Below are 24,002 nucleotides of genomic sequence, written 5' to 3'. Positions count from 1 at the left end.
GTCAAAGAGGCGGCCAAACCACATGTTTATTGCTTTTTAAAAAGGATGGTAATGACCGTTCCAATGTTCATTCTGCTGTTCACGTGAATCGTCCCGTGATGCAGATGGACAAGCTCCTTGGCAATGGCGAGTCCGAGGCCCGTTCCGGCAGATGAATCTTTTGTGTTCGTCCCTCTGTAGTAACGGTTAAACAAATGGGTGATCGTTTCTTCATCCATTCCCTTCCCGTTGTCCTTAACCTTCAACGAAATATGATTTTTAGTTCGTTCCAGAATGACCTGAATCTCTGTTCCTTTGTCGTTGTGTTTCACCGCATTTCCAAGGAGGTTTTCTAATATACGCCTGAACCACCCTTCATCAAGCGCAAATTCAATATGCTCTTCTTTAGATACAAAGGAGATATCATACCCTTCAGAAAACGGATTTTTCTTAAAATCCTCAATAACGTTTTTAAAAAACGGGATCAGGCTTGTCAGATTTCTCTCAATTGGAAGGGCATCATTTTTCAGCCGATACGTTAAATTTAAGTCTTCAATCAGCTTGGACATGTATTCAGATTTTTCCCTGACAACCTGCCCCATTTCTTTCACTTCCTCCGGCGACCAATCATACTGCTTAGACTCAAGCATCATGCTGTAGCCGTAAATGCTGCTGAGCGGTGTTTTTAAATCGTGCGACAAACCGGCAATCCATTCTTCCCTTGTCGCCTGGATTTTTTCTCTATTTCTCTTATCCCGTCTCAGCGTTTCAGTCAGCTGATCCATGGATTCAAAAATCTCACCGAAGAAGCGATACGGCTGTTTGATTTTCCCCTTTTTGTTTTTGCTGACAGGAAGGCCGCTCCGGTTTTTCGGTTCCTCGAGCTTCCCTTTTGATAGGTTGACCAGCCATTTAATCGTGTGAAAAATCGGCAGCCCGAATCGGAACATATACCAAACTGTCATCCAAATGATATACAGGAACAGAACACCCATGATCAGAAACATCGCCTTTAGAACAACCTTCAGAAATGATTTGTTAAACTCCTGATCGGTGACGTAGACAGGGTTCGGCACCGTAGCGACCATCCATCTGTCTTGATCAAGGATCTTAACGGAAATTTCCCGCTTATAGTTCCAAGGTTTGGAGCTGTATTTGAGCAGCTCCAGCTGGTTCATCGTTTTTCTTTCACTTTTTGTGCTGTTGACGCTGTCAAGGATGTTTCCATTGCTGTCTAATAGGTAAATGGAGCCTTTTTCCTTTTTAATATAGTCGATGGTACTCGGCTTATAATGTGCTGGAACGTCTATTTTTTGTTCACGTTTTCCAATGGAAGCCAGCAGCTGTTCGCTCTTTAATTTCCAGCCTGATAACAAAAGGTATGACTTGTCTTCAATATTGATGGCCCAATAATTCACCTTATACTGATTAAGCTTTTTGGTTTTATAAATAGATAGAAGCTCTTTTTTGGTATGGGTGTTTGGCACGTCTTTAGGCACACTGTAGGAATAAGCGGTTTTCCCTTTGGAATCAATGATTTGCATCCATCCGTCCTGTTTATCGACAGATTTCTTCAGAAAATTATCCACTTCCCATGCCCCGTCTTCGTTTACATCGAGATATGCCTCAAGTGTGTCGGTCGTTGCCTTCGTCAGCCCTGAATTGGATTCCGCATCGCTAAAGCGCGAATCTAAATAGAAAAACGATGCAACCAGCATAACCGTGAGCAGCAGGATCACAATCAGCATCTGCCCGAAAAAATGAAACAAAAATTTCCATCTCAACCTCATGACCGCTTGCCTTCAGGATTCGGGATAAAACGGTATCCTAGACCGCGAACCGTTACAATATACTCCGGATTGCTCGGATCGCGCTCAATTTTTTCCCTGAGCTTGCGAATATGAACCATGACGGTATTGTTGTCGCCATAGGAAGGATAGCCCCACACTTTTTCATAAATTTGATCCTTGGAAAGCACCACATTAGGGTGTTCACAAAAATACTGCAAAAGCTGCAAAAGCTGGGCTGAACAAGCGACGGCACTCCCGCCTACAATCAGCTCGGCATTTTGCGGAGAAAATGTAAAATAATCATATGTATAGGTTTGATTTGAACTTGTTTCTTTCGACTGATATGTGCGCTTGAGGTGGGCTCTGATTCGCGCCGCTAATTCCAGCGGATTAAATGGTTTTGTGATATAGTCATCAGCCCCAACCGCAAAGCCCGACAATTTGTCCGCGTCGGATGATCTTGCCGTCAGGAAAAAAATCGGAGCCTCTGAATACTCTCTGATCAGCGTGCAGGCTTCAAAACCGGACATCCCGCCCATCATGACATCCAGCACGATCAAATCTACCTTATTGGCCTTCACAACCGGAATCGCTGCTTCTGCGCTTGCCGCATCCAGTAAATTTCGATAACCTTCTTTTTCGAGAACGCGTTTGATCATATCCACAATCGCTTTCTCATCGTCTACGATTAAAATTGACGCATTTTCCACTTCTATGTTCCTTTCTGTCACTGTTTTTTCCATCTTATCATTATATCGATTATTTTTGGTGCATTTTTGAATAGGAGTCGTCTTCCCCTGACAGGACAAATAAAAAACGGGAACGTGGCAGTTCCCGTTTCTCGTATTTTCAGATGATAAATGGTTATGAGTTCTCGTCTACCATATACAAAATAAACTCCCAAAACCCCGGAACATCCTGGCACAAAAGCATATCAGCCTTTTCAAACATTTTGATCTTCAGCTCTTGCTCTAAATCTTCTCTTTCTTGAAAGGACGTATTGCTGAGTTTTTTTCTGATCATCGGTGAAAAGCATTCAATCAGATGTTCAATGTCAAATTTATCGTCTTTTTGGTTCTTTTGTTCAAACTCGCCGTTCACAGCTTACTTTCCCCCTTTTTTTGAGCCGCTAGCTGTTTTCTGATATTCTCAAGCCCTTTTTTATGAATGTTGGAGATGTTTTGCCGTGACTCCCCTAATGAATCGGCAATCTCTTGCATCGTGGCACCGTGAAGATAGACTTTCGTCAGCACGCTTTTTTGTTTGTCAGTCAGCTTCTGGATCGCTTGGTAGAGCTGATAATCATGAACATGCTGGCTCAAGTCATCCTGCATATCTAAAAATGCTTCAAACGCATCGCTTCCTGTTTCGGAAGGAAGCCGATCTCCCGTTTCCGGATGATCGACCGTCAGCGGATACCGTTTTTGGTTTTTGCGAACCCGCTTATCAAAATCAATAGAAAAGATGCGAATCATTGAATTCATATACTTGACGATGCGGATTTCCTTATAAAATTGTTTAAATTGCTCGTCCAATGATTTTGCATCTTTTTCGTTCGGGCTTTCCATTACGTTTTTGAACAAACGGTAATGCTGAGGATTGCTCAAAAAATGCTTCACGATGGGATGCTTCATTATCTCCTTACATTTTGATCGCAAAAGACCTTGATAGTCCATCAAACCGCCTCCCTACTAAATTAAATGAAGGAAAGCAAAAAAAAGTAAACTACTACTTTCTGACTGGCGCTTGTCTTAAATACGCCAGCCGCGAGTTTACGTTTTCTTGGATTTCCTTCACTTACATACATGACTTCAAAAAAAGAAGGGAGGTATTTTCCATGGATCAGGTTTTTATAGAGGAAGTCGTAAAACAGATCGGCAATCTGGGATTCCCTGCACTGATTGCAATGTATCTGCTGACCCGATTTGAGAAAAAGTTTGATCAGCTTATCGAACTGATGACAGAACTAAAAGATCAGAAAGCAAAAAATTAATTTTCAATCGAAGTTGACTTTTCACTGGTTTTTTTCACTTAACAAGACAGAAGGGAAAACGAAAGGCCTTTCACCTTCTCTTTCTGCTATCGCATTTAAATTAAGGGAGGAACATTTCATGAAAAAACAAAACGACATTCCGCAGCCAATCAGAGGAGACAAAGGAGCAACAGTAAAAATCCCGCGCAATATTGAAAGAGACCGCCAAAATCCTGATATGCTCGTTCCGCCGGAGACTGATCATGGTACCGTAAGCAATATGAAGTTTTCGTTCTCTGATACTCACAACCGATTAGAAAAAGGCGGATATGCCCGTGAAGTCACCGTACGTGAGCTGCCGATTTCAGAAAACCTCGCATCTGTCAATATGCGGCTGAAACCTGGCGCCATTCGCGAGCTGCATTGGCATAAGGAAGCAGAATGGGCTTATATGATTTACGGACGTGCAAGAGTCACGATTGTGGATGAGCAAGGGCGCAGCTTTATTGATGATATAGGCGAAGGAGATCTTTGGTACTTCCCGTCAGGCCTGCCGCACTCTATTCAAGCGCTGGATGAAGGAGCTGAGTTCCTGCTCGTGTTTGACGATGGATCATTCTCTGAAAACAGCACGTTCCAGCTGACAGATTGGCTTGCCCATACACCTATGGAAGTCATTGCTGCGAACTTTGGCGTAACAAAAGAAGATATTGCCAATTTGCCAGGCGAAGAGAAATATATATTTGAAGAGCCTGTCCCAGGAAATTTGAAAGATGACATTGTAGAAGGGCCGAACGGTGAAGCGCCTTATCCGTTTACCCATCGTCTTCTTGAGCAAGAGCCAATTGAATCAGAGGGAGGAAAAGTATACATTGCAGATTCAACAAACTTCAAAGTGTCTAAAACGATCGCATCCGCTCTCGTAACAGTGGAACCCGGCGCCATGAGAGAGCTGCACTGGCATCCGAATACGCACGAATGGCAATACTACATCTCCGGCCAAGCAAGAATGACCGTTTTTGCATCTGACGGCCATGCGAGAACGTTCGACTACCAAGCCGGTGATGTTGGATATGTTCCGTTTGCAATGGGGCATTACGTTGAAAACACTGGAGATGAACCGCTAGTCTTTTTAGAGATCTTCAAAGACGACCATTATGCCGATATATCTTTAAACCAATGGCTTGCCATGCTTCCTGAGACACTTGTTCAACAGCATCTTGAATTAGGCAAAGACTTTACCGATATCCTTTCAAAAGAAAAACATCCGGTTGTGAAAAAGAAATGCAGTAAATAAAAAACTGCCGGCCTGCAGAGAGCGCTCGTTCTCTGCAGGCCTTTATAAGGAGATGAACCAGTGAAACATCAAATGTCTTCAAATCGATTATTGCGGCTCTCTATAAAATACTTTTTGGCCGCGGCGGCAGTGGTGTTGACCTATTTTGCCGTCATCTATATATTGTTTTCCATAGCAGGAACGAGCTACCGCTCAGCGGCTCACGTCCTGCTTTTTGCCCTGTTATTTCTTGTCCTCGGCCTATTCTTAGAACCATTTGAACGCCTGATGATACATAGCTTTACATTTTTCAAGACAGACAAACACTTATTCATTCTTCTAGCCGGCATCGTACAGCTGCTGTTTTTGTGGATGACTGCTCATACGACAGACGAAATGATCAGCGACATCTGGCTGTCCACCACAGAAGAAATGATTGTCGCAGCCGTTTTTCTGATTTTAGACAAATGCAATTCGGCCCTTCCCACCTAAAAAAAGAACGCATTCCAAATGGATGCGTTCTTTTTATTCATAGCGCAGCGCGTCTACAGGCTGAAGCTTAGATGCCTTGATGGAAGGAAGCAAGCCGAAGATAATGCCGACTGCCATTGAAAAGATGAGTGCCCCGACAACAGCCGGAACGGAGACGATAAAAGGCATTGGAAAAACGACCGTCAGCAGCTTAGCGATGCCGAAGCCCGCCAGCACACCAAGTATTCCGCCAATGCTTGTCAGCACGACCGCCTCAGTTAAAAATTGAAATAAAATCACACGCCGCTTAGCACCGAGCGCTTTCTTAATCCCGATTTCCCTCGTGCGCTCCGTGACGGAAACGAGCATGATGTTCATGACGCCGATACCGCCGACCAAAAGTGAAATACTGGCGATTCCGCCAAGCAGCAATGCAAATGACTGATTAAAGGACTCCACTTCCTGCGCGATCTCCTGAAGATCCATCACACTATACTCTGCTTTTTCCAACTCAGCATCTGACAGTCCTTGGTTTAAAAGATCAGCAGCCATTACGCCGGCTTCTTGGATATGCTCAGAAGAATCAGCCTGCACAGCAATCTGTGTCGGCGCGTCAAATCCTTCAATGAGCGGCCACACTTTTTTCGGAATGTACAAAACCGGGTTCGCATAGTCGCCTTCAAACATGCTTTCCTGCTGTTTTTTTTCTGTGAAAACACCGGCGACCTTAAACGGCACACCATTCATCTCAATGCTTTTATGCAGAGCGTCTCCGTCTGTAAACAGTTCATCTCTGGCAGCTTCATTGATCATCGCCACTTGGTGTGTGCTGTTCAATTCGTTTTCCGCCAGCTTTCTCCCTTCGGTTATACGGATTGGGAACATATCAAAGTAGTCACCGTCAACTCCGTATACCTGAGGGTACGAAACGTTTGTCAAATGAAAGACGCTCGCGCCTTCAGACAAGTAATATAAGGATAATCCTTTGACCATAGGATCAGATTTAATCGCCTTTACTGTTTCGTCAGCTACAGGCGGTGCAGTCGTATACGAAACCTGATAGCCGCCGCCCTCCTCTTCTCCGCCCGACGGCTGGTAGACAACATTGATCGCGTTATTTCCCATGCCGATCATGCTTTGCTTTAATTGTTCGCTTTGCCCCTTCAGCATCGATACAATCGCGATAATTGCCGCTATGCCGATAATGACACCGAGCATTGTCAGAATGGATCTAAGTTTATGAGAGAAAATCGATTGAAAGGAGATTCGAATATGTTCAAGCATGGCTGATATCCCCTCTCTCATCTAATACCAATTCTCCATCTCTGATAAAAACGGTTCTGTCAGCTTTTTTTGCAACGTCCGGGTCATGGGTAATCATAATAATGGTCTTGCCTTCTTGATGCAATTCAGAAAACAGCGACAAAATTTGTTCGCTTGATTTGGTATCAAGCGCCCCGGTCGGTTCATCAGCTAAAATAAACCTCGGCTGATTGACTAGGGCTCTCGCTATCGCCACCCGCTGCTTTTGCCCGCCGGACAGCTTCGGAGGCTTGTAGGAGACCCTGTTTTTCAGCCCGACCTTTTCCAGCGCTTCATAGGCTCTCTGCCTTCTCTCTTTTTTCTTCACTTTATTGTAGATCATCGGCAGCTCGACATTTTGCAGTGCGGTGAGACGCGGCAGCAAATGAAAGGTTTGAAACACAAACCCGATTGACTCGTTGCGGATTTCGGCTAAGGCACCGTCTTTCCCTTTCAATATATCTATCTGATCAAGCGTATAGGTTCCGGAGGTTGGCCTATCCAAACAGCCGATGATATTCATTAGCGTTGACTTTCCAGAACCGGAAGGCCCCATAATAGCTAGAAACTCACCAGCTTGGACCGTCAGATTAATATGTTTTAAGATCGGAACTTCTTCTTTTCCCAGCTTGTACGATTTCGAAATATTATTCAATGTCAGCATTGACTGTAACCTGCTTTCCTTCCTTGACCGCGGGATCAGGATAGATCACATAATCTTCCGGCGTCAAGCCGCTCTTAATTTCCACCATGTCATTTTCATCAGTCTCTCCGATTTCAACAGGCTGCTTGACCGCTTTCTGCTTCTCATCCGCTTTCCACACGTACGGTTCTCCGTCATCCTGAATGACCATGTCGGAAGGCAGCTTAATCGTGTCCGCGTCAGCCTCATCACTCATCACTTCGATGTTGACATGATAGCCGACTTCGAGACCTTTATGGCTGTCTAATAAAACGGTGAAAGGATAGTTAGAGGATTGAGGGTTCATTTCTTCTTCAGCAAAACTTTCTGATTCCTCACCCTCGCCTGTTCCCGCTGGAAGCTTGCCGATCGAAGTGACCTTTCCTTTCCACTCGCCTTCACCGCCTGTTTTCAGCGTGACTCTGACTTTGCTGCCTTTTTTGATTGTGTCCATTAACAGCTCGTTGATTTGGCTTTTGACTAGGTATTTGCCCGTCGAAACAATCTGGATATACGGTCCTGCTGCCTGGTCGCCCGTTGCTCCGGCGGCGATATCCTGATTGACGCTTTGAACGATCCCGTCATGCTTGCTTGTTATGACATTGGAACCTTTGTTTTTCGTCAGGGCAGCCAGCTCTTTTTGATGCTGCTTCAGCTCAAGCTGGCTTGTTTTCAAATCGAAATTGGCCTGATCAAGCTCATCTTGAAGCTGTGATTTCTCTTCTTTTCCAGCCGTTTTCAGCTGTTTTTCCGTTTCCGTTATTGATTTTTGCAAGCGGCTGATTTGCAGGTTTGTCATTTCGATTTGCAAATTGGCTTGTTCAACTTCGTCAGAATGATCCTCGCCCTCATACTCAAAAAGCTTATCGCCCTTTTTGACCTGATCGCCTTCTTTGACGTATGTTTTTTTAATGCTGCCTTTTTCAGAATCGATATATACTTTCTGCTGCTTCTCAGGTTCAACCTTTCCAGAAAACGTTTGGCCTGATTCTGATTCTCCTCCCATGTATACCGCTACCGATTCTGCATAGGGCTCCGACGATACGGCAACTTGGTTGATGTGGGTAAAAAAGTAAACACCGCCGGCGCCGATCCCAGCTAATACAAGCACACCGGCACATATCGCACCGCCAATAAGCCATTTTTTCTTCTTGGACACACCGATCTCCTCTTTCTGTAAACTATGTAATATTTTCGAAACATTATAACCAATATTATCTATTAATTCAAAAAGACTTGCAATCTTTTTATTGAAATGAAGGAATCAAATAGAAAAATTGTATTTTCACGGCCGAAAATAAAAAATCCCGGCTCTGAACCGGGATTTTTCTTACACAGAAATAAGCGCTTTTTCATTTTTAATCAGGTCATAGGTCAAGCATACAGGTTTATTTGTACGGGGATCGGTCACGATTTCGGCATCAATCTGAAATACCTGCTTCAAAATGTCCGGTGTCATGACCTCCAGTGCGCCGCCCTCCTTGATAACCGTGCCGTTTTTGAGCGCGATCATATAATGAGAAAAACGGGCCGCGTGGTTCAGATCATGAATGACCATTAAAATCGTCCGCCCCTGTTCTTTGTTGAGCCTGTCAAGCAGCTGCAGAATTTCAAGCTGGTGTGCGAGATCAAGGTACGTTGTAGGTTCATCCAGCAGCAGCAGTTCCGTCCCTTGCGCAAGCGCCATGGCTATCCACACCCGCTGACGCTGTCCGCCTGACAGTGCCTCAATCGGCCGTTCAGCGTATTCAGCCATGCCTGTTTCTTCAAGCGCCCATTTGATAATCCGGCGATCTTCATCATGTAATCGGCCGAATCCTGATTGATGCGGAAACCTGCCGTACGACACCAATTCATACACCGTTAAACCGCTTGGCGCTTCAGGTGTCTGCGGCAGAATCGCCATATCTTTCGCAATGTCTTTTGTAGACATTTTATGAATGGCTTTGCCGTTTAAATAGACGGCACCTTTATGTGAACGCATAATTCTGGACATTGTTTTTAATATTGTTGATTTCCCGCAGCCATTCGGGCCAATTAAGGTGGTGATTTTCCCTTTAGGAATCGAGATATTTAAATCTTCTACAATCACCGTGTCACCATAACCGATTCCAAGCTGTTCCGTTGATAATGAATTCATATTCGGCCCCCTCCTCTAATTCGCTTTCATCAATAAATAAATAAAGTAAGGCGCGCCTAGCACGGAAATGACAAGTCCGACCGGAATTTCCGAAGGTGCCAATACATTTCTCGCCAGCGTATCAGCGAGCAAAAACAGAAATGCGCCGATGAAGGCGGAGACCGGTATCAGCGTCTGGTGACGCGGACCGGTAAGCCTTCTTGCCACGTGGGGCGCGATCAATCCGAGAAACGCGATGCCCCCTGCAGCTGCCACGCATGAAGCGGCAAGAGTGACCGCCGCCAGAAGGAGAATCCGTCTTTCCCTTTCAACAGCAGTGCCCAGCCCCGTCGCTAATTGGTCTCCGAGCTGCAAAATGTTCAAATAACGTGCCTTATATAAAGTAAACGGAAGCAAGATCACAATCCAAGGAAGGATCGCCCAAATCATATTCCAGTTCGCCCCCCATATCGAGCCGGATATCCAAACCGCGGCCTGCATAAAATCATGAGGGTCCATCTTGAGCTGAAAAATCAGCAACAGAGCGTTAAAACCAGCATTCACGCCAATACCTACTAAAATCAGCCGAATCGGTGTCACGCCTTTTTTCCAAGCCAGAAGATAAATGAGAAGCGCGGCGAGAAATGCGCCAGCCAAAGCACTGAACGGCAGCATAAATGTTCCGAAAAAGCTGAGATCTGAAGCTGACCCTTGAAAAAAGTATATAAAAAGCACAACAGCAAGCGAGCCGCCGGCGTTAATTCCAAGAATGCCGGGCTCAGCCAGATCATTTTGAGAAACGCTTTGCAAAATGGCGCCGGCAACAGCGATTCCTGCCCCAACGAGCAAAGAAAGGATGATCCGGGGCAGCCTGAACTCAAATAAGACAAGTTCATCACGCGCCGTTCCTTGACCGAAAAAGACTTGAAGCGTTTTAAGCGGTGCAATTTTGATGACGCCCAAATTTAAACTGATAAAAAAGACCAGCACGATGAGCAGAAAGGTCACAACCATCACAGCGAGCGGTTTTTTCGTTTTTGTTTTCATTACAGCCCTCTCCTTTCCCGACGTGCCAAATAAAAGAAAAAGGGAACACCGATAAGAGAGGTCAGCGCGCCGACAGGCGTTTCAAAGGGCGCGTTGACGAGTCTTGCCGCAATGTCAGCAAAAACTAGCAAAACGGCGCCAAGCACCGCCGAGCAAGGAATAATCCACCGATAATCCACACCCACCAAAAACCGGGTAATATGCGGAATGATCAGCCCGATAAATGCGATGGTGCCGGCAATGGAAACCGCAGCTCCCGTCAAAATCACAACGACAAGCATGCCAACCAGTTTCACCGCTGATGTATATTGTCCAAGCCCTTTCGCCAGCTCGTCTCCGAGACTTAACACTGTCACAGACCGGGCGATGATAAACGCAAGCGTTAAACCGACCGCCCCTGCGAGAAGCAAGAGATGAACACCTGACCATTTCACACCCGCTACCCCGCCTGCATACCAAAAACTGATATCCTGAGCGACATCAAAGCGGATTGCAACGGCGGTTGAAATGCCTGTAAAGAAATAAGAAACTGCCGATCCAGCCAGAGCAAACTTTACTGGCGTAAGTCCGCCCCTTGAAAACATGCCAATCCCCATTACTGTTGATGCCCCCAGCCCCGCTCCTGCAAAGGACCATAGCACAAGCCCCATCGTCGAAAGCCCGGGGAAAAAGGCAAATGCAATTGAAATGGCAAACGCAGAGCCTGATGTAACTCCCATAATCGAAGGCTCTGCCAAAGGGTTTCTCGTCATCCCCTGCATGATCGCTCCCGACACTGCTAACAAGGCACCGACAAGCGCGGCGGCAGCCGTTCTCGGCAGTCGAAGATCGTGTATGATTTGGTGGGACGTCTCTGTCGGCTGAAAATGAAAGATGGCGTCCCACACCGTGCGCAAATGAATATCCGCAGCACCGAGAGATATGGATAAAAGCGCGCCAAGGCATAGTAAACACATCCCTGCAATAAGGACAATGACCGCGCCAAATGACCTTGACGTCCATTGGTTTTCTTCTGATATCGTCTGTATATTTTTACTTTGACTCAACAGCCGTACTTCCTTTCCCATAATGATAATGATTATCAATTACTGATCAAGTATATCATTTTTTTCCGCTGTTGTAATAGAGCGTTTTGAACAAAAATGAGCATATAATTGCAAAATTACCGTGTAAACTGGCTCTTGCGATGGTATAATCACATTGATAATGATTCTCTTTATCACCCATTTTTCGGAAAGAAGGTATGAGATATGACCCTTATATATAAGAAACTCGGAGCCGCGTTTTTTGCCGTGTTATTGATTGCAGCATTGGCAGCCTGCGGGAATAACACAGAAAGCAAAGGCTCTTCCTCTGATTCCAAAGACGAAGAAACCGTTACATACAAGGCTGAAAACGGAAATGTGAAAATCCCTAAGCATCCTAAACGGGTGGTTGTCATGGCTGACGGCTACTACGGCTACTTCAAAACACTCGGCATCAACGTCGTCGGTGCGCCTGAGAATGTATTTAAAAACCCTTATTACAAAGGAAAAACCGACGGCGTTACAAGCATCGGAGACGGTACTTCCGTTGAAAAAGTCATTGATTTGAATCCTGACTTGATTATCGTCTGGACAACGCAAGGCGCTGATATTAAAAAGCTTCAAAAAATCGCGCCGACTGTCGCGGTAACATACGATAAGCTTGACAATATCGAGCAGCTGAAAGAATTCGCAAAAATGACAGGAACTGAAGATAAAGCAGAAAAATGGCTGACTGAGTGGGATAAAAAAGTTGCGGCGGCTAAAACAAAAATCAAAAAAGCTGTGGGTGACAAAACAGTCTCCATTATGCAAACGAATGGAAAAGACATCTACGTATTCGGTAAAGATTTCGGAAGAGGCGGAAGCATCATTTACAAAGATCTTGGCTTGCAGGCTACAAAGCTGACAAAGGAAAAAGCCATTGATCAGGGTCCCGGATATACAAGTATTTCATTAGAGAAGCTCCCTGACTTCGCGGGAGATTATATTTTCGCGGGTCCATGGCAAGCAGGCGGCGACGATGGCGGCGTATTTGACAGCTCCATTTGGAAGAACCTAGACGCCGTTAAACACGACCGTGTCTACAAGATTGACCCTATTGGCTTCTATTTCTCTGATCCGATTTCATTAGAAGGCCAGCTGAAGTTTATTACGGAAAGCTTAACAAAATAAACAAAAGAGCCGCCTGCCCGCGGCTCTTTTGCACATCTATAAGGAGCGGCTCATTTTGAACCACATCGGATATTTTCTTGCGCAATTCATATTTAGCTGCATCATCATCGCGATCAGTTTTTTTAACGGGCTCTATATCGGAAAACCTTTTTCTAGTGTGCTTCTTGTATTTATCTTAGTGCTCGTTCTGTTTGGTTTGCTGGAAAGGCTGAAAAAACGCTTTTTGCATATTCGATTATCCGTGAAGGTTTTTCTTTCTATTTCTGCTTTCCTTTCAGCTGTTTTAACGATCGGATTGCTAACACGGCAAATTGTGATTTTATAAAAAAGACACCTGATGGAAACTAATCAGGTGTCTTTTGTTTATGCTTTCCGGAACTTTTTAACAACAAATGGATAAACGATCAAGCCGACAAAGAATAAACCGATGCCGAGAGTAAATGTCGTTAAATCCGCTGTGCCTGTTATGATGACAAACAATGAGTATGCGCACGCTAATATCGCGATTAATCCGTCTTTTACACGGGAACCTCTCAGCTGGTCATACGTTTCACCTTTGATGACAAGCTTCAAGCTGTAAATCGCAGATACCAAATACGGAATTAAATACGCAAGTGTTGCCGCTGTCGTTAAAAACGTAAATGCGTCACTTATTGTCCGGGAAATAACCGAGAAGATGAAGACCTGTGACATGACGTTTGTAATCATTAATGCGATAATCGGACTTCCCTTTTTATTCGTTTTTGCAAAGAATGCCGGAAAATCTCCCGCTTTAGCGGCTTGATATGGAACCTCAGAGCCAAGCAAAATCCAGCCGAGCATCGTTCCGAATAAACAAAGGATAGCCAATAGCGCCATAATCACGCTTCCCGCGTTTCCGACAATCGCATACAGCACATCAACGAACGGCTTTTCAGAGCCGACAAGCTTATCATGCGGCAGAACACCCATCGTAATTAAAGTCACGATAATATAAATGCTCAAAGCAATCAGCAATCCGGTAATTGTCGCGCGTTTCACATCACGCTGAGAGCGCGCACGGCCGGATAGGATAACTGCTGATTCAATTCCGACAAACGCCCACAGTGTAGAAATCGCCGCGTTATGCACCTGGCCGCCAATTCCAATGCTTGTGCCGTTTTCTCCTTGAACCGGAAAATAAAAATGATCGAATAATGCCGTTTGAAACACAAACAATCCGGCAACGATAAAGAAAACAAAACCTAGTACTTTAGAAAGCGTCGTGACAAAGTTCAATTTACTTGCACCGTTAATGCTAGTAACGAGAATCGTGTGCGTGCCCCATAACAAGATCGTACATACTGCAAACGTCAGCAATTGGCCGAGTGTCACCTCTTGCCCGCCGAGCGAAAACATTTCACGTTTATCAACCAAGATCGGGAAAAACGAAGTCAAGTAACCGGCGAGGCTTGTGATAATCGCCACGTTACTGATCCAGCTCGCCACCCAGTAGCCCCACACCATTGTGAAACCGGCAGCGTTCCCTTTCTTCGGATCAGAGAACAGCGCCCTTGCATAACTTTGCGGTCCCGCCTTCAGTTCAGGCTTGCGGATGGACAAATGCCCGAAGACAAGTGCAATCATCAGCACGCCGGCACCTGTCAAAAGCCAAGCGGACGTGGCGCCAAGCGGACTCGCGATTGAAGCAAGCGAGCTTGGCAAGGAGAAAATTCCCGATCCTACCATATTTCCAACGACAAACGCCGTTAATAACCAAAAACCCCATTTTTTCGTCTGTTCCATTCCAGTACCTCCATGATTCTTTGTACGGACCAGACCCCGAGATCATGTAAACGCAAAAAAGCCTGAACAAAAGTCCATGCTTAAAGAAACACACACCCTTGATCTCCGGATAGCCCTCCGCGAAAAAGCACGCGGCAGTCCTGCACTTATTCAGATACAGTCCCAGCATAGAGAAGGATCGGCTTTCTCCACACTTCGGCGCTGATGCCTTTTACACATGTTAAACAGCCCCTGTCAGCCTGTCATGTGCTACTCATCATCCGCGCAACCTCTACCTCACTGAGAAAGAGTGAGGATTTAATAATTCAGTTACTCCCAGAAGGTTATCAAAGAAAGGATGATCTGTCAAAGGGAACAGATGGAAATACGGATAGAGCCAAGCCCTATCCGCATGGGTTATCGATTGTTTTTCTTTTTTTGCACAGCTTCTTGAAGCGGATCATCTTTTAGAGCTGAACCGGCATCTTCAAGAGCTCCCTGGATTACGTTTTTTTCTTTTTCAGAACGTTTTCCTTTATCTTTATTAAAGAAATCCATTCGTATCACCTCTTTTAGAAAATAGGTACACGATTAAGATGCCTTTTTCCTTGAAAAATTATGCGGAAAATTTTTTATCGTCCAAAGTCCTGTTGATCAAACATACATTCTCTTGATATATTTGTAATTCAGACATTTTTGCAAAAGATAAAAGGAGAAGCGGGAAATGACAGGAAAAACACACATCATGGGAGGCATCGCTTCTTGTACGGCAGCAGCTTATTATTATGGATTTGATCCAGTGCTTATGGCTGCGTCCGGCGCGGTTGGGGCATTGATTCCCGATATCTGCCACACGCAAAGCAAAATCGGGAGAAGATTTCCTATCCTATCGAAAACGGTCAGCTCCGTTTTTGGCCATCGAACGTTTACGCACAGCCTGCTGTTTCTGCTCATCATGTTTTTTATCACAGCCACATATATTCCAGATAAAAACATATCAACCGGACTGATGATCGGAATGGTGAGTCACTTGATTCTTGACGCTTGGACGGTGAATGGAATTAAATTATTATTCCCTTCAACGATTCGCGTAAGGCTCCCATTTTATATGAAGACAGGCAGTTTTTCTGAGCAGCTTGTGTTAGCCGGCCTGACAATTGCATCATGTTACTACTTTTATATGCTGTTTCATGGACGCATGTTTTAAACGTGAGTGCTGACACTTGTCTTAACGGGCTGTTTTTAGTAGGTTTTACATAAGAAGCATTTCATGCAGATGATCAAGAAAACGTGAGGAGTCATATTAATGAAAGGAACCTTTTTTCACAATCAGCGGTTTTTATGTATTTCGATCGTATTCATGTGGATCAAAACGTATGTAATCTATAAACTCGGGTTTGATTTGCAGATTGATTCTCTGTCGGAGGAGCTGATATTGCTGATCAATCCGCTCAGCTTTATCCTTCCTTTATTCGGGATTGGCCTGTTTCTAAAAGATAACAAGCAGCGGGTCTTTTTGCTGATTGCCAATTTGGTTCTGACTATTATCTTGATCTCCAATACGATTTTTTACGGCTTTTATATCGATTTTATTACCATCCCGGTTTTGTTTCAGGCCAGTAACATGAGCGATATGGGCAGCAGTGTAAAAGAACTGTTCAACCCTCTGTTTATCGCCCTGTTTGCGGATTTGGTTTGTCTGCTGCTGATTGCCCGTAAAGAGAAGAACCCGCAGACAAAAGCCGCCCCCCGTACGATTAAACGGTACTATGCAGCTTCCTGCGGCATGATTCTATGTACTCTGGCACTTGCAGAAGTACAGCAGCCGAAGCTTTTGGCACATTCCTTTGACCGGGAAATGCTCGTCAAAAGCATCGGTCTGTTTCAGTTCCATATATACGATACGATTTCTCAGACTGTGAATATAAGCGCGAAGGCATTTGCCGATGAAGACAGCATGACTGCGATTAAAAACTATACAGAGGCTGATTACAGCAAGCCTGATCAAAGCAAGTTCGGGCTGGCAAAGGGGCGCAACGTCATCTTTGTAACGCTTGAATCGACCCAAAGCTTTGTTCTGAATGAAAAGGTAAATGGAAAAGAAATCACCCCGTTTATGAATGATTTCATCAAAAAAAGCTATTCTTTCGATCATTTCTATCAGCAAACAGAACAAGGCAAAACATCTGACTCAGAATTCATCGTCGCCAACTCACTGTATCCTTCCCTTAGCGGGGCCGTCTTTTTTACGAAAAGCGATCATCAATTTCATACGATGTACAAATCGCTGAAACAACATGATTATTATTCAGCCGTCTTTCACGCCAACCATAAAACATTTTGGAACCGAGATGTGATGTACAATACATTTGGGATTGACCGCTTTTTTGATGTTGATGATTTCCACGTCACTCCCGGGACATCGACAAGCTGGGGCCTAAAGGATAAGGAATTTTTAGAGCAGTCCGCCGGCAAGCTCAATAGCCTGCCGCAGCCGTTTTACAGCAATTTCATCACGTTAACGAACCATTTTCCGTTTGAAATTGATGAAAAGGATCAGCTGATTGATGAATACGATTCAAGCAGCGGTCTGTTAAATCGCTATGTGACTACGGTGCGCTATGAAGATGAGGCATTGAAGCGTTTTATCAAAAAGCTGAAGGACGAAGGCTTATACGAAAATTCGATGATTGTATTCATGGGAGATCATTATGGCATTTCTGAAGCCCATAACGAGGCGATGGCCGAGTTTTTAGGAAAAGATGAAATCACGCCGTATGACAACGTTCAGCTCCAGCGAGTGCCGTTTATCATACATATTCCGGGAATCACAGATCAAAAGCCGGAAACCATCCCTGATGCCGGAGGGCAGGTCGACGTCAAGCCGACACTGATGCATCTGCTCGGCATTGAGACAAAAGGCGATATCCAATTTGGAAATGATTTACTGTCAAACGACCGCACACCATTCACCGTGCTGCGAAACGGCAGTTTTATTACGAACGACTATGTCTACACGAAAAACACGTGCTACAGCCAAAAAACAGGGGACGTGCTGGAAGATCAGGATGCGTGCCTCCCATATAAAGAAAAAGCAACCGAAGAGCTGTCTCTCTCTGATAAAATTTTAAACGGAGACCTGCTCAGGTTTACTCAATAAAAAATCCCTCTTTGAGGGATTTTTTACGTTTCCAACATCACTTTGCCGGTGAGTTTTGTTTGATAGCCGTTCAAATGAGACAGATTCGCCTTGTATTCCTCAGCATTCAAGATGTCTTTCACGGCCTTCAGCAGCTGCTCATGTTTTTTCAAAACGACGATATCATATTGTTCGTCGATGAGCGGGATAAAATCAACACTGCCCATATGTGCCGCGTGCTGCGCCCCGATTCCCGCGTCAGCCTGTCCGCTTGAGACTTGTGAAGCGACAGCGTAATGATCGGTCACGATATCGCCGTATCCTTTTACATCAGCCGGTTTCACACCGAGCAAGCCAAGCTGTTCATCAAGCAGCACTCTTGCGCCAGAACCCTTTTCTCTGTTGATGATCCGGATATCTGCCCTTCTTAAGTCATCCCAGCCTTGAATGTTTTTCGGATTCCCTTTTTGAACATACAGTCCGGCTTTGCGGAGAACGACATTGATCAGACAAAACGGTTCACCTGACAAAATCCGTTTTACATAAGGCGCATTATACTGGCTGGTTTCCGCATCATACAAATGCAAGCTGACAATGTCACACTTGCCTTGATACATATCAATCAAGCTGTTTAAGCTTCCTTTGTATTTACGGAGCGGCGTCTCCTGAATCACATTCTCCAAATGCTTGCTGAGCAGATCCATCGAAATGTCCTGTCCGCTGATCATGACATTTTTTCTGCAGTCCGGCTCAGCCTCCTGCATCTGATTCGGCTCTTCGGCAGCAGAAATGGGCTGCGACATTCTCATATTCATCTTATATTGCTTTAAATCTTCTTCATCCACACGCATCTGCCTTCCGACACGGTAAGCAGGCAGCACGCCTTTTTTAATCAAATCATAAACGGTCAGCTTTGATACCTTCAGCAGACCTGCAACTTCTTCTATCGTATAGGAAGAGGTTTCATTCATCATCATCACTCTCCTATTTTATTATACCTTTTCGTCGAATGTAAAAAAACCCACATAAGCCAAACATAATCAGTTATAATTAGATATAACTAATTATAAGGGGTGCAATCATGTTTAAAAAGTATTCCATGTTAACAGCAGCCTTAACCGCTATTCTGCTTACAGCAGGCTGCTCCGCAAACCAGTCTTCATCGGATAGCGAGAAAAATGTAACGTTAACCATCTCAGCTGCCGCCAGTGCACAGGATGCGCTTGAGGAAATCCAACAAAACTATGAAAAAGAACATCAAAACATTAAAATCCAAGATAACTATGGCTCATCCGGCGCCTTGCAAAAACAGATTTCTCAAGGAGCGGGGGCAGATCTTTTCTTCTCAGCTGCTGAGGATAAATTTCAAAAGCTGGTAGATGATGGGGATATCGCCAAAAAAGACAGCACCGATTTAGTCGGCAATGAAATCGTGTTGGCCGTGCCGAAAAACGGCGATTCACCTGTGACAAGCTTCAGCAATCTGGCGGATTCAGAAAAAATCGCCCTCGGAACGCCGGAATCCGTGCCGGCGGGAGCTTACGGGAAAGAATCACTGACAAAGCTTTCTCTATGGGACAATGTGAAGGATAAGATCGTTTACGGAAAAGACGTTCGCCAAGTCCTTTCTTATGTAGAAACAGGCAATGTGGACGCAGGCGTTGTTTATAAAACTGATGCTCTGATCTCGAAAAAGGTCAAAATCATTGACGAGGCAAAAGCAAATACACACAGCCCGATTGTCTATCCATTAGGAATTGTAAACGATACAAAACACCGTAAGGAAGCGAAGGAATTTTACGATTACCTGCAATCTGATGAAGCAATGAAAGTATTTGAAAAATATGGTTTTACTGCCGAGTAGTATAAGCGTTTCAGCGTTTTTTACACCTGTTGTGCTTTCCTTTCAGGTGGCGGCAGTTGCCGGAATTGTTGTCATTATTCTCGGAACACTGGCTGGAGCACGGATGTCGCGAGCATCATTTTTCGGAAAAACGGCGCTCGAAACATGTTTTATGCTTCCGCTCGTTCTTCCGCCCACTGTTGTCGGTTTTATCTTGATCGTCATTTTCGGAAAGCACAGTTTCATCGGACAAGCCATCGAGTGGATCTTTCATCAGCCTGTCATTTTCACCTGGTGGGCCGCTGTGATCGCCTCGGCTGTCGTGGCCTTTCCGCTTATGTATCAATCCGCCAAAACTGGATTTGGTGACATTGATCCCGATATACAGGGGGCTGCAATGGTAGACGGCGCCAGCAGATGGAAGGTGTTTATCCATATTTCCATCCCGCTCGCCTATCCTTCATTGCTGACCGGAAGCATCCTCAGCCTTGCACGGGCGCTCGGAGAATTCGGCGCAACACTGATGTTTGCAGGAAACATTCCCAGTGTTACGCAAACACTGCCGACGGCCATTTATGTCGCATTGGATTCCGGGAACAACACCCTTGCCTGGGCCTGGGTCGTCTGTATTGTTGTCATTTCCTTTTTGATGCTGTTTTTCATTCAACAGAAAAAACCACACTAAAAAACTCCCCGTCACGGGGAGTTTTTTATTAAAACAGAAGCTCATCAGGATTTGGACCGACGCGCTCATCTTTGTTTAACGCGTCAATTTTGTCCATGTCTTCTTGAGACAATTCGAAATCAAAAATATCAGCGTTTTCGATGATACGGTGTTCTTTAATGGATTTTGGAATCGTGACAACCTCATTCTGCAGATCCCAGCGCAAAATCACTTGAGCCACAGATTTATTGTGTTTTTCAGCAATCTGTGCGAGCACTTCGTTATCCAGCAGCTGTCCCTGCATGAGGGGAGACCATGCTTCCAGCTGGATGCCTTGTTTTTTACAATAGTCTCTTAATTCTTTTTGCGTCAAACGAGGGTGATATTCCACTTGGTTGATCATCGGTTTGATTTCAGCATCTTTCAACAGCTCTTCTAAATGATGAACTTGGAAGTTGCTGACGCCGATTGCGCGGATTTTGCCGTCTTTGTACAGCTTTTCAAGCGCGCGCCATGTATCTTTATATTTATCCTTGCCAGGCCAGTGGATCAAATATAAATCTAAGTAATCAAGCTGAAGTCTTTCCAAGCTTTTTTCAAAGGCAGCAAGGGTTGTTTCGTAGCCTTGATCTTCATTCCATACTTTGGAGGTAATGAAGAGCTCTTCTCTTGCCACACCGGATTCTTCAATCCCGATGCCAACGCCTTCTTCATTTTTGTAGATTGCTGCTGTATCAATGCTGCGATAGCCGTTTTTAATGGCAGCTTTCACAGATTCAGTCGCTTCACTTCCGTTTTCTACTTTAAAAACACCAAGACCGAACCAAGGCATTTCAACTCCGTTATGTAGTTTTACAGTATCTTTTAAACTTGTTGGCACTTGAACATCCACCCTTTCACTGAAATGTAAGCGTCTATATTATCTCACACTCCTCTTAGGCGATACCAATAATACGCTTAAGAGCCGCTTTTTGCTTCTTTTTTCACAGCAGGGCAAAGCGTGACACTATTATTTTCCTATTTTAACAATATTGAGATTATAAATGGAATAAGCAGGGTATGCGATTAGTGTCACCAAATCAAAACAAAGGAGGAACCAAATTGAAACGTATGCGTATCCCGATGACACTTGCGTTAGGTGCCGCTTTGACCATTGCCCCTTTGTCCTTTGCTTCGGCTGAAGAAAATCCCGGTGCGCAGATTTCCCAGGCAACAACAGCCGGAACATCTGCCGCTGAGGTAGGTTTAAACGTCAACCTGGATGTACTTGGAATTGCCAACCAAATCGCCGATGCCATTAAATCCGCACAGAACCGAGATGGATTTGTGAAAAACCTCATGGAGTCTTCCTTCTACGCGTCCGGCCAAAAATACAACGTCATGGTATTTAATTTAAGCCAGGAATATGAAGATCACTTAAACGGTGTGCAATTTTACGGCTCAGCCGTTTACGACGGCATTACGTACGGCATTTGGGTATTTGAAGATGGAACCTTTACAAACAAAGGTGATGGCGGCTGGATCAACTGGGCCTTTAGAGGCTGGTTTGATCGGGATGGCATCACTGTCGAATTCCATCGTCCTTAATATAGAAAAAAGCTGACGCTCTAGCGCCAGCTTTTTTGCTTCATCTATTCGCCGCCTTCAAGCATGGCGGCTTCCACATCATTAATGTATTGGCGAAGCTCGTGGGAGATGTCCCGGGAAATTTCCCGCTTCTCGAAGAGTGTTTGAATTTCATTTCTGATCGCCTGCACAGCCTTCAACTTCACTTCCAGCTTTTGAGCTTCAAATTGGGCGCTAGATTTCAGGTCGTGATGGCTGTGTTCCAGCCTGAAAATTAACTGTTTATAAAACGCAATGACAGATAAAAGCACTTCTTTATGTTCTTCCGTCTTATGTTTTTCAAGATATGCAATTGCTGCCTTCGCCGTTTTCACTCTCGTTGCCTGTATCAGTCCCGCTTCATTTAAAATCGACATCTCCGGCTTTTTATGTTCACCAAAGAAAATCCAATACATCAGCCGCTTGAGCCTTGTTTTTGATAATCCGACTTTAAATGGGTTGCCATACAAAATTTCTAATTCATTAAACCGTTCTTGCAGCACGTTTACTGTTTCTTCCGGGATGTCTCCCCGTTCCAGCATTTTCATCAATGCCTCTTGCTCAGCGATAATGGCTTGCGCCCGGACTTTTCGCTCTTGTTTTTTGATACGATTAGATGAAGTATATTGCTGAAAACGAAGGTTTTTCATCTTTTCGTTGTATTCGCCTATCACCGCAAGAGAGGCTGTTTTGTTTGTATCGTTCATGTCCTCTTTAATCGTTTGGAGAGCTGTTTTAATCAATTTGCGTCTCGCCGTCAGCAGCTTTTTATTTCGTTTTTCGTCTTCTTCTTCTTTTTCAGTCAGAAGCGGCAGCACAACGGCGGCAATGACAAGTGTGCATAAAATGACGCCGGCTGCCAAAAAGAGAATTAGATTTCTTTCCGGAAACGGTGTGCCATCCTCCAGAAAATACGGAATGGAGAAAGAGCCCGCAAGCGTTACAGCTCCGCGCACACCGGAAATCGAAAGTAACAGCGTCGAACGAAGACCCGGTTTATAAATGTTCTGGTCCTTATTAAAGAACCATTTTCCGTTCCAGAAGAACAGCACCCATAGAAATCTGAGGAGCATTAGCGTAAATGTGATCACAAGGATATAACTGATTACCTTCATGTTGCTAACTGCGGTGTCATTAAAGATAACGGAAATGACGTCCGGAATCTGTGCTCCGAGAATAACGAATACCAGACCGTTCAAAATAAATAAAATAATGTTCCATGTACTCGAGGAGACGATTTGCAGTTTGGCCATCGTTGATTCCAGACGATCCTGTTCAACCGCATGGGTGATTCCACCCGCCACAACGGCTAAAATGCCGGAAACGCCGATTTCTTCCGCTGCCAAATAAATCACAAACGGCGTCAGAATTTGAATCAGCATATGCATTGTGACATCCTGCATGCCGAGACGGCGCAGGAAGAGGCGAAATCGAATAATGACGAACGAAATGACAACCCCGCACAGCAAGCCTCCAAGAGAAATAAAGACAAAGCTGACAGCCGCTTGTGCTAATGAAAATGCACCGGTCACTGCTGCCGCAATCGCAAACTTAAAGGCCACCAGACCTGATGCGTCATTCATCAGCCCCTCGCCTTCAAGCAGGCGAAGAATGCCTTTTGGCATCTTCACTCTTCCTGATAATGCGCTGACAGCGACGACATCAGTCGGTGAAAGAATGGCCGCAAGTCCAAAAGCCGCTGCCAGCGGAATAGCAGGAATCATCCAGTGAATCGTGTATCCGCCTACAATCACAGTCGCAAATACAAGGCCGAGTGCGAGCAATAAAATCGGAGCGCGTAAATTCCAAAGCTCCGCCCGCGGCGTTCTCTTCCCATCATTAAATAGAAGAGGCGCGATAAACAGAACAAAAAACAATTCGGTGTTTAATTCAAAATGAAGCCCCTGTGGAAATGAGGCCGCAAAAATCCCAAGCGCCACCTGAATCAGAGGCACGGGAATAAACGGAATAAACCGGTTCACGATATTGGATATCGCAATAATCGTTAATAAAACGAGAACAACTAAAAATATGTCCAAATACATGACCTCCTTCGTCTGAGATAGTCGATGGATCTGCTTGTCTAAAAGAGGCTGAGGCTGGGACGGCCTTGCATCCGATATGTGATGTCGGCAGGAGTTCCCTCCACACTTGTCTTCTTTTATAGTACCC

At 44.8% G+C, this 24,002-nt stretch carries 25 protein-coding genes and 1 riboswitch; of the genes, 10 read left to right on the top strand and 15 right to left on the bottom strand.

What is annotated here, in order from left to right:
- Positions 1–26: 26 nt before the first annotated feature.
- The 4 genes from JMN17_RS10840 to sigO all read right to left on the bottom strand — a co-directional run bounded on the left by JMN17_RS10840 (position 27) and on the right by sigO (position 3,403).
- Positions 27–1,769 carry an ATP-binding response regulator gene (locus JMN17_RS10840; RefSeq protein ID WP_202328045.1) on the bottom strand — a complete coding sequence of 581 codons (1,743 nt, stop codon included), beginning with the start codon at positions 1,767–1,769 and terminating at the stop codon, positions 27–29.
- Complete coding sequence (gene yvrH, locus JMN17_RS10835) at positions 1,766–2,479, bottom strand: two-component system response regulator YvrH (RefSeq protein WP_087991174.1); 714 nt, start codon at positions 2,477–2,479, stop codon at positions 1,766–1,768. The genes JMN17_RS10840 and yvrH overlap by 4 nt, the downstream gene beginning before the upstream one ends.
- 154 nt (positions 2,480–2,633) lie before the next feature.
- Entirely contained in the window at positions 2,634–2,870 is a 237-nt protein-coding gene (gene rsoA / locus JMN17_RS10830; protein WP_087991115.1) for a sigma-O factor regulator RsoA, read from the bottom strand.
- Complete coding sequence (gene sigO, locus JMN17_RS10825; protein WP_202328044.1) at positions 2,867–3,403, bottom strand: RNA polymerase sigma factor SigO; 537 nt, start codon at positions 3,401–3,403, stop codon at positions 2,867–2,869. The genes rsoA and sigO overlap by 4 nt, the downstream gene beginning before the upstream one ends.
- 203 nt (positions 3,404–3,606) lie before the next feature.
- Here sigO and JMN17_RS10820 point away from each other — a divergent pair, with 203 nt between their 5' ends.
- From JMN17_RS10820 to JMN17_RS10810, 3 genes are all read left to right on the top strand, one after another.
- Positions 3,607–3,762 carry a YvrJ family protein gene (locus tag JMN17_RS10820; protein ID WP_003221632.1) on the top strand — a complete coding sequence of 52 codons (156 nt, stop codon included), beginning with the start codon at positions 3,607–3,609 and terminating at the stop codon, positions 3,760–3,762.
- A gap of 118 nt (positions 3,763–3,880) precedes the next feature.
- On the top strand, positions 3,881–5,038 hold the full coding sequence (gene oxdC, locus JMN17_RS10815; protein WP_087991116.1) for an oxalate decarboxylase: 1,158 nt from the start codon (positions 3,881–3,883) through the stop codon (positions 5,036–5,038).
- Positions 5,039–5,098: 60 nt separating this feature from the next.
- Positions 5,099–5,509: a regulatory YrvL family protein gene (locus JMN17_RS10810; protein ID WP_087991117.1), complete on the top strand. Its 411-nt coding sequence runs from the start codon at positions 5,099–5,101 to the stop codon at positions 5,507–5,509.
- Between the two features lie 33 nt (positions 5,510–5,542).
- Here JMN17_RS10810 and JMN17_RS10805 read toward each other — a convergent pair whose 3' ends face one another.
- The 6 genes from JMN17_RS10805 to JMN17_RS10780 form a co-directional block, all read right to left on the bottom strand.
- Complete coding sequence (locus tag JMN17_RS10805; protein ID WP_202328043.1) at positions 5,543–6,772, bottom strand: ABC transporter permease; 1,230 nt, start codon at positions 6,770–6,772, stop codon at positions 5,543–5,545.
- Complete coding sequence (locus tag JMN17_RS10800; protein ID WP_087991119.1) at positions 6,765–7,454, bottom strand: ABC transporter ATP-binding protein; 690 nt, start codon at positions 7,452–7,454, stop codon at positions 6,765–6,767. The genes JMN17_RS10805 and JMN17_RS10800 overlap by 8 nt, the downstream gene beginning before the upstream one ends.
- On the bottom strand, positions 7,438–8,631 hold the full coding sequence (locus tag JMN17_RS10795; RefSeq protein ID WP_087991120.1) for an efflux RND transporter periplasmic adaptor subunit: 1,194 nt from the start codon (positions 8,629–8,631) through the stop codon (positions 7,438–7,440). The genes JMN17_RS10800 and JMN17_RS10795 overlap by 17 nt, the downstream gene beginning before the upstream one ends.
- A 171-nt stretch (positions 8,632–8,802) precedes the next feature.
- Positions 8,803–9,612, bottom strand: a complete 810-nt coding sequence (locus tag JMN17_RS10790) for an ABC transporter ATP-binding protein (RefSeq protein ID WP_202328042.1) — start codon at positions 9,610–9,612, stop codon at positions 8,803–8,805.
- A 15-nt stretch (positions 9,613–9,627) separates the two neighbouring features.
- The gene (locus JMN17_RS10785) at positions 9,628–10,638 is read right to left on the bottom strand and encodes a FecCD family ABC transporter permease (RefSeq protein WP_087991121.1); all 1,011 of its coding nucleotides are present in this window, start codon (positions 10,636–10,638) and stop codon (positions 9,628–9,630) included.
- Positions 10,638–11,684, bottom strand: coding sequence for a FecCD family ABC transporter permease (locus tag JMN17_RS10780; RefSeq protein ID WP_087991122.1), 1,047 nt, complete (start codon positions 11,682–11,684; stop codon positions 10,638–10,640). Before JMN17_RS10780 ends, JMN17_RS10785 begins: the two co-directional genes overlap by 1 nt.
- A gap of 204 nt (positions 11,685–11,888) precedes the next feature.
- Between JMN17_RS10780 and JMN17_RS10775 the strand changes: the two genes are divergently transcribed.
- Together JMN17_RS10775 and JMN17_RS10770 are read left to right on the top strand one after the other, a co-directional pair.
- Positions 11,889–12,836, top strand: coding sequence for an iron-hydroxamate ABC transporter substrate-binding protein (locus JMN17_RS10775; protein ID WP_202328041.1), 948 nt, complete (start codon positions 11,889–11,891; stop codon positions 12,834–12,836).
- 55 nt (positions 12,837–12,891) lie between these two features.
- Complete coding sequence (locus JMN17_RS10770; RefSeq protein ID WP_176365275.1) at positions 12,892–13,161, top strand: hypothetical protein; 270 nt, start codon at positions 12,892–12,894, stop codon at positions 13,159–13,161.
- A gap of 38 nt (positions 13,162–13,199) precedes the next feature.
- On the opposite strand, the gene JMN17_RS10765 is transcribed toward JMN17_RS10770, so the two are convergent.
- Positions 13,200–14,600, bottom strand: coding sequence for an amino acid permease (locus JMN17_RS10765; RefSeq protein WP_202328040.1), 1,401 nt, complete (start codon positions 14,598–14,600; stop codon positions 13,200–13,202).
- A 102-nt stretch (positions 14,601–14,702) separates the two neighbouring features.
- Positions 14,703–14,882: riboswitch (Lysine riboswitch) on the bottom strand.
- A 114-nt stretch (positions 14,883–14,996) separates the two neighbouring features.
- A complete protein-coding gene (gene sspJ / locus JMN17_RS10760; RefSeq protein ID WP_010330072.1) occupies positions 14,997–15,137 on the bottom strand; it encodes a small acid-soluble spore protein SspJ in 141 nt (46 codons plus the stop codon).
- Positions 15,138–15,303: 166 nt separating this feature from the next.
- On the opposite strand from sspJ, the gene JMN17_RS10755 reads away from it, so the two are divergent.
- Both JMN17_RS10755 and JMN17_RS10750 read left to right on the top strand, forming a co-directional pair.
- Complete coding sequence (locus tag JMN17_RS10755; RefSeq protein WP_202328039.1) at positions 15,304–15,786, top strand: metal-dependent hydrolase; 483 nt, start codon at positions 15,304–15,306, stop codon at positions 15,784–15,786.
- A gap of 99 nt (positions 15,787–15,885) precedes the next feature.
- On the top strand, positions 15,886–17,739 hold the full coding sequence (locus JMN17_RS10750) for an LTA synthase family protein (protein ID WP_202328038.1): 1,854 nt from the start codon (positions 15,886–15,888) through the stop codon (positions 17,737–17,739).
- Positions 17,740–17,762: 23 nt separating this feature from the next.
- Here JMN17_RS10750 and JMN17_RS10745 read toward each other — a convergent pair whose 3' ends face one another.
- Complete coding sequence (locus tag JMN17_RS10745; protein WP_087991175.1) at positions 17,763–18,689, bottom strand: substrate-binding domain-containing protein; 927 nt, start codon at positions 18,687–18,689, stop codon at positions 17,763–17,765.
- Between the two features lie 110 nt (positions 18,690–18,799).
- On the opposite strand from JMN17_RS10745, the gene modA reads away from it, so the two are divergent.
- On the top strand, positions 18,800–19,582 hold the full coding sequence (gene modA / locus JMN17_RS10740; RefSeq protein ID WP_087991126.1) for a molybdate ABC transporter substrate-binding protein: 783 nt from the start codon (positions 18,800–18,802) through the stop codon (positions 19,580–19,582).
- The gene (gene modB / locus JMN17_RS10735) at positions 19,554–20,246 is read left to right on the top strand and encodes a molybdate ABC transporter permease subunit (protein WP_141113386.1); all 693 of its coding nucleotides are present in this window, start codon (positions 19,554–19,556) and stop codon (positions 20,244–20,246) included. Before modA ends, modB begins: the two co-directional genes overlap by 29 nt.
- Before the next feature lie 28 nt (positions 20,247–20,274).
- Here modB and pgoN read toward each other — a convergent pair whose 3' ends face one another.
- Complete coding sequence (pgoN, locus tag JMN17_RS10730) at positions 20,275–21,105, bottom strand: glyoxal/methylglyoxal reductase (RefSeq protein ID WP_202328037.1); 831 nt, start codon at positions 21,103–21,105, stop codon at positions 20,275–20,277.
- A 221-nt stretch (positions 21,106–21,326) separates the two neighbouring features.
- Between pgoN and yvgO the strand changes: the two genes are divergently transcribed.
- On the top strand, positions 21,327–21,812 hold the full coding sequence (gene yvgO / locus JMN17_RS10725; protein WP_202328036.1) for a stress response protein YvgO: 486 nt from the start codon (positions 21,327–21,329) through the stop codon (positions 21,810–21,812).
- A gap of 44 nt (positions 21,813–21,856) precedes the next feature.
- Here the strand turns inward: yvgO and JMN17_RS10720 are convergent, their stop codons facing one another.
- The gene (locus JMN17_RS10720; protein ID WP_202328035.1) at positions 21,857–23,869 is read right to left on the bottom strand and encodes a Na+/H+ antiporter; all 2,013 of its coding nucleotides are present in this window, start codon (positions 23,867–23,869) and stop codon (positions 21,857–21,859) included.
- Between the last annotated feature and the right edge of the window lie 133 nt (positions 23,870–24,002).

The organism is Bacillus sp. RHFS10 (genome assembly GCF_016757475.1).
GTDB lineage: Bacteria > Bacillota > Bacilli > Bacillales > Bacillaceae > Bacillus > Bacillus subtilis_G.
This window is presented reverse-complemented; position numbering and strand designations above follow the sequence as displayed.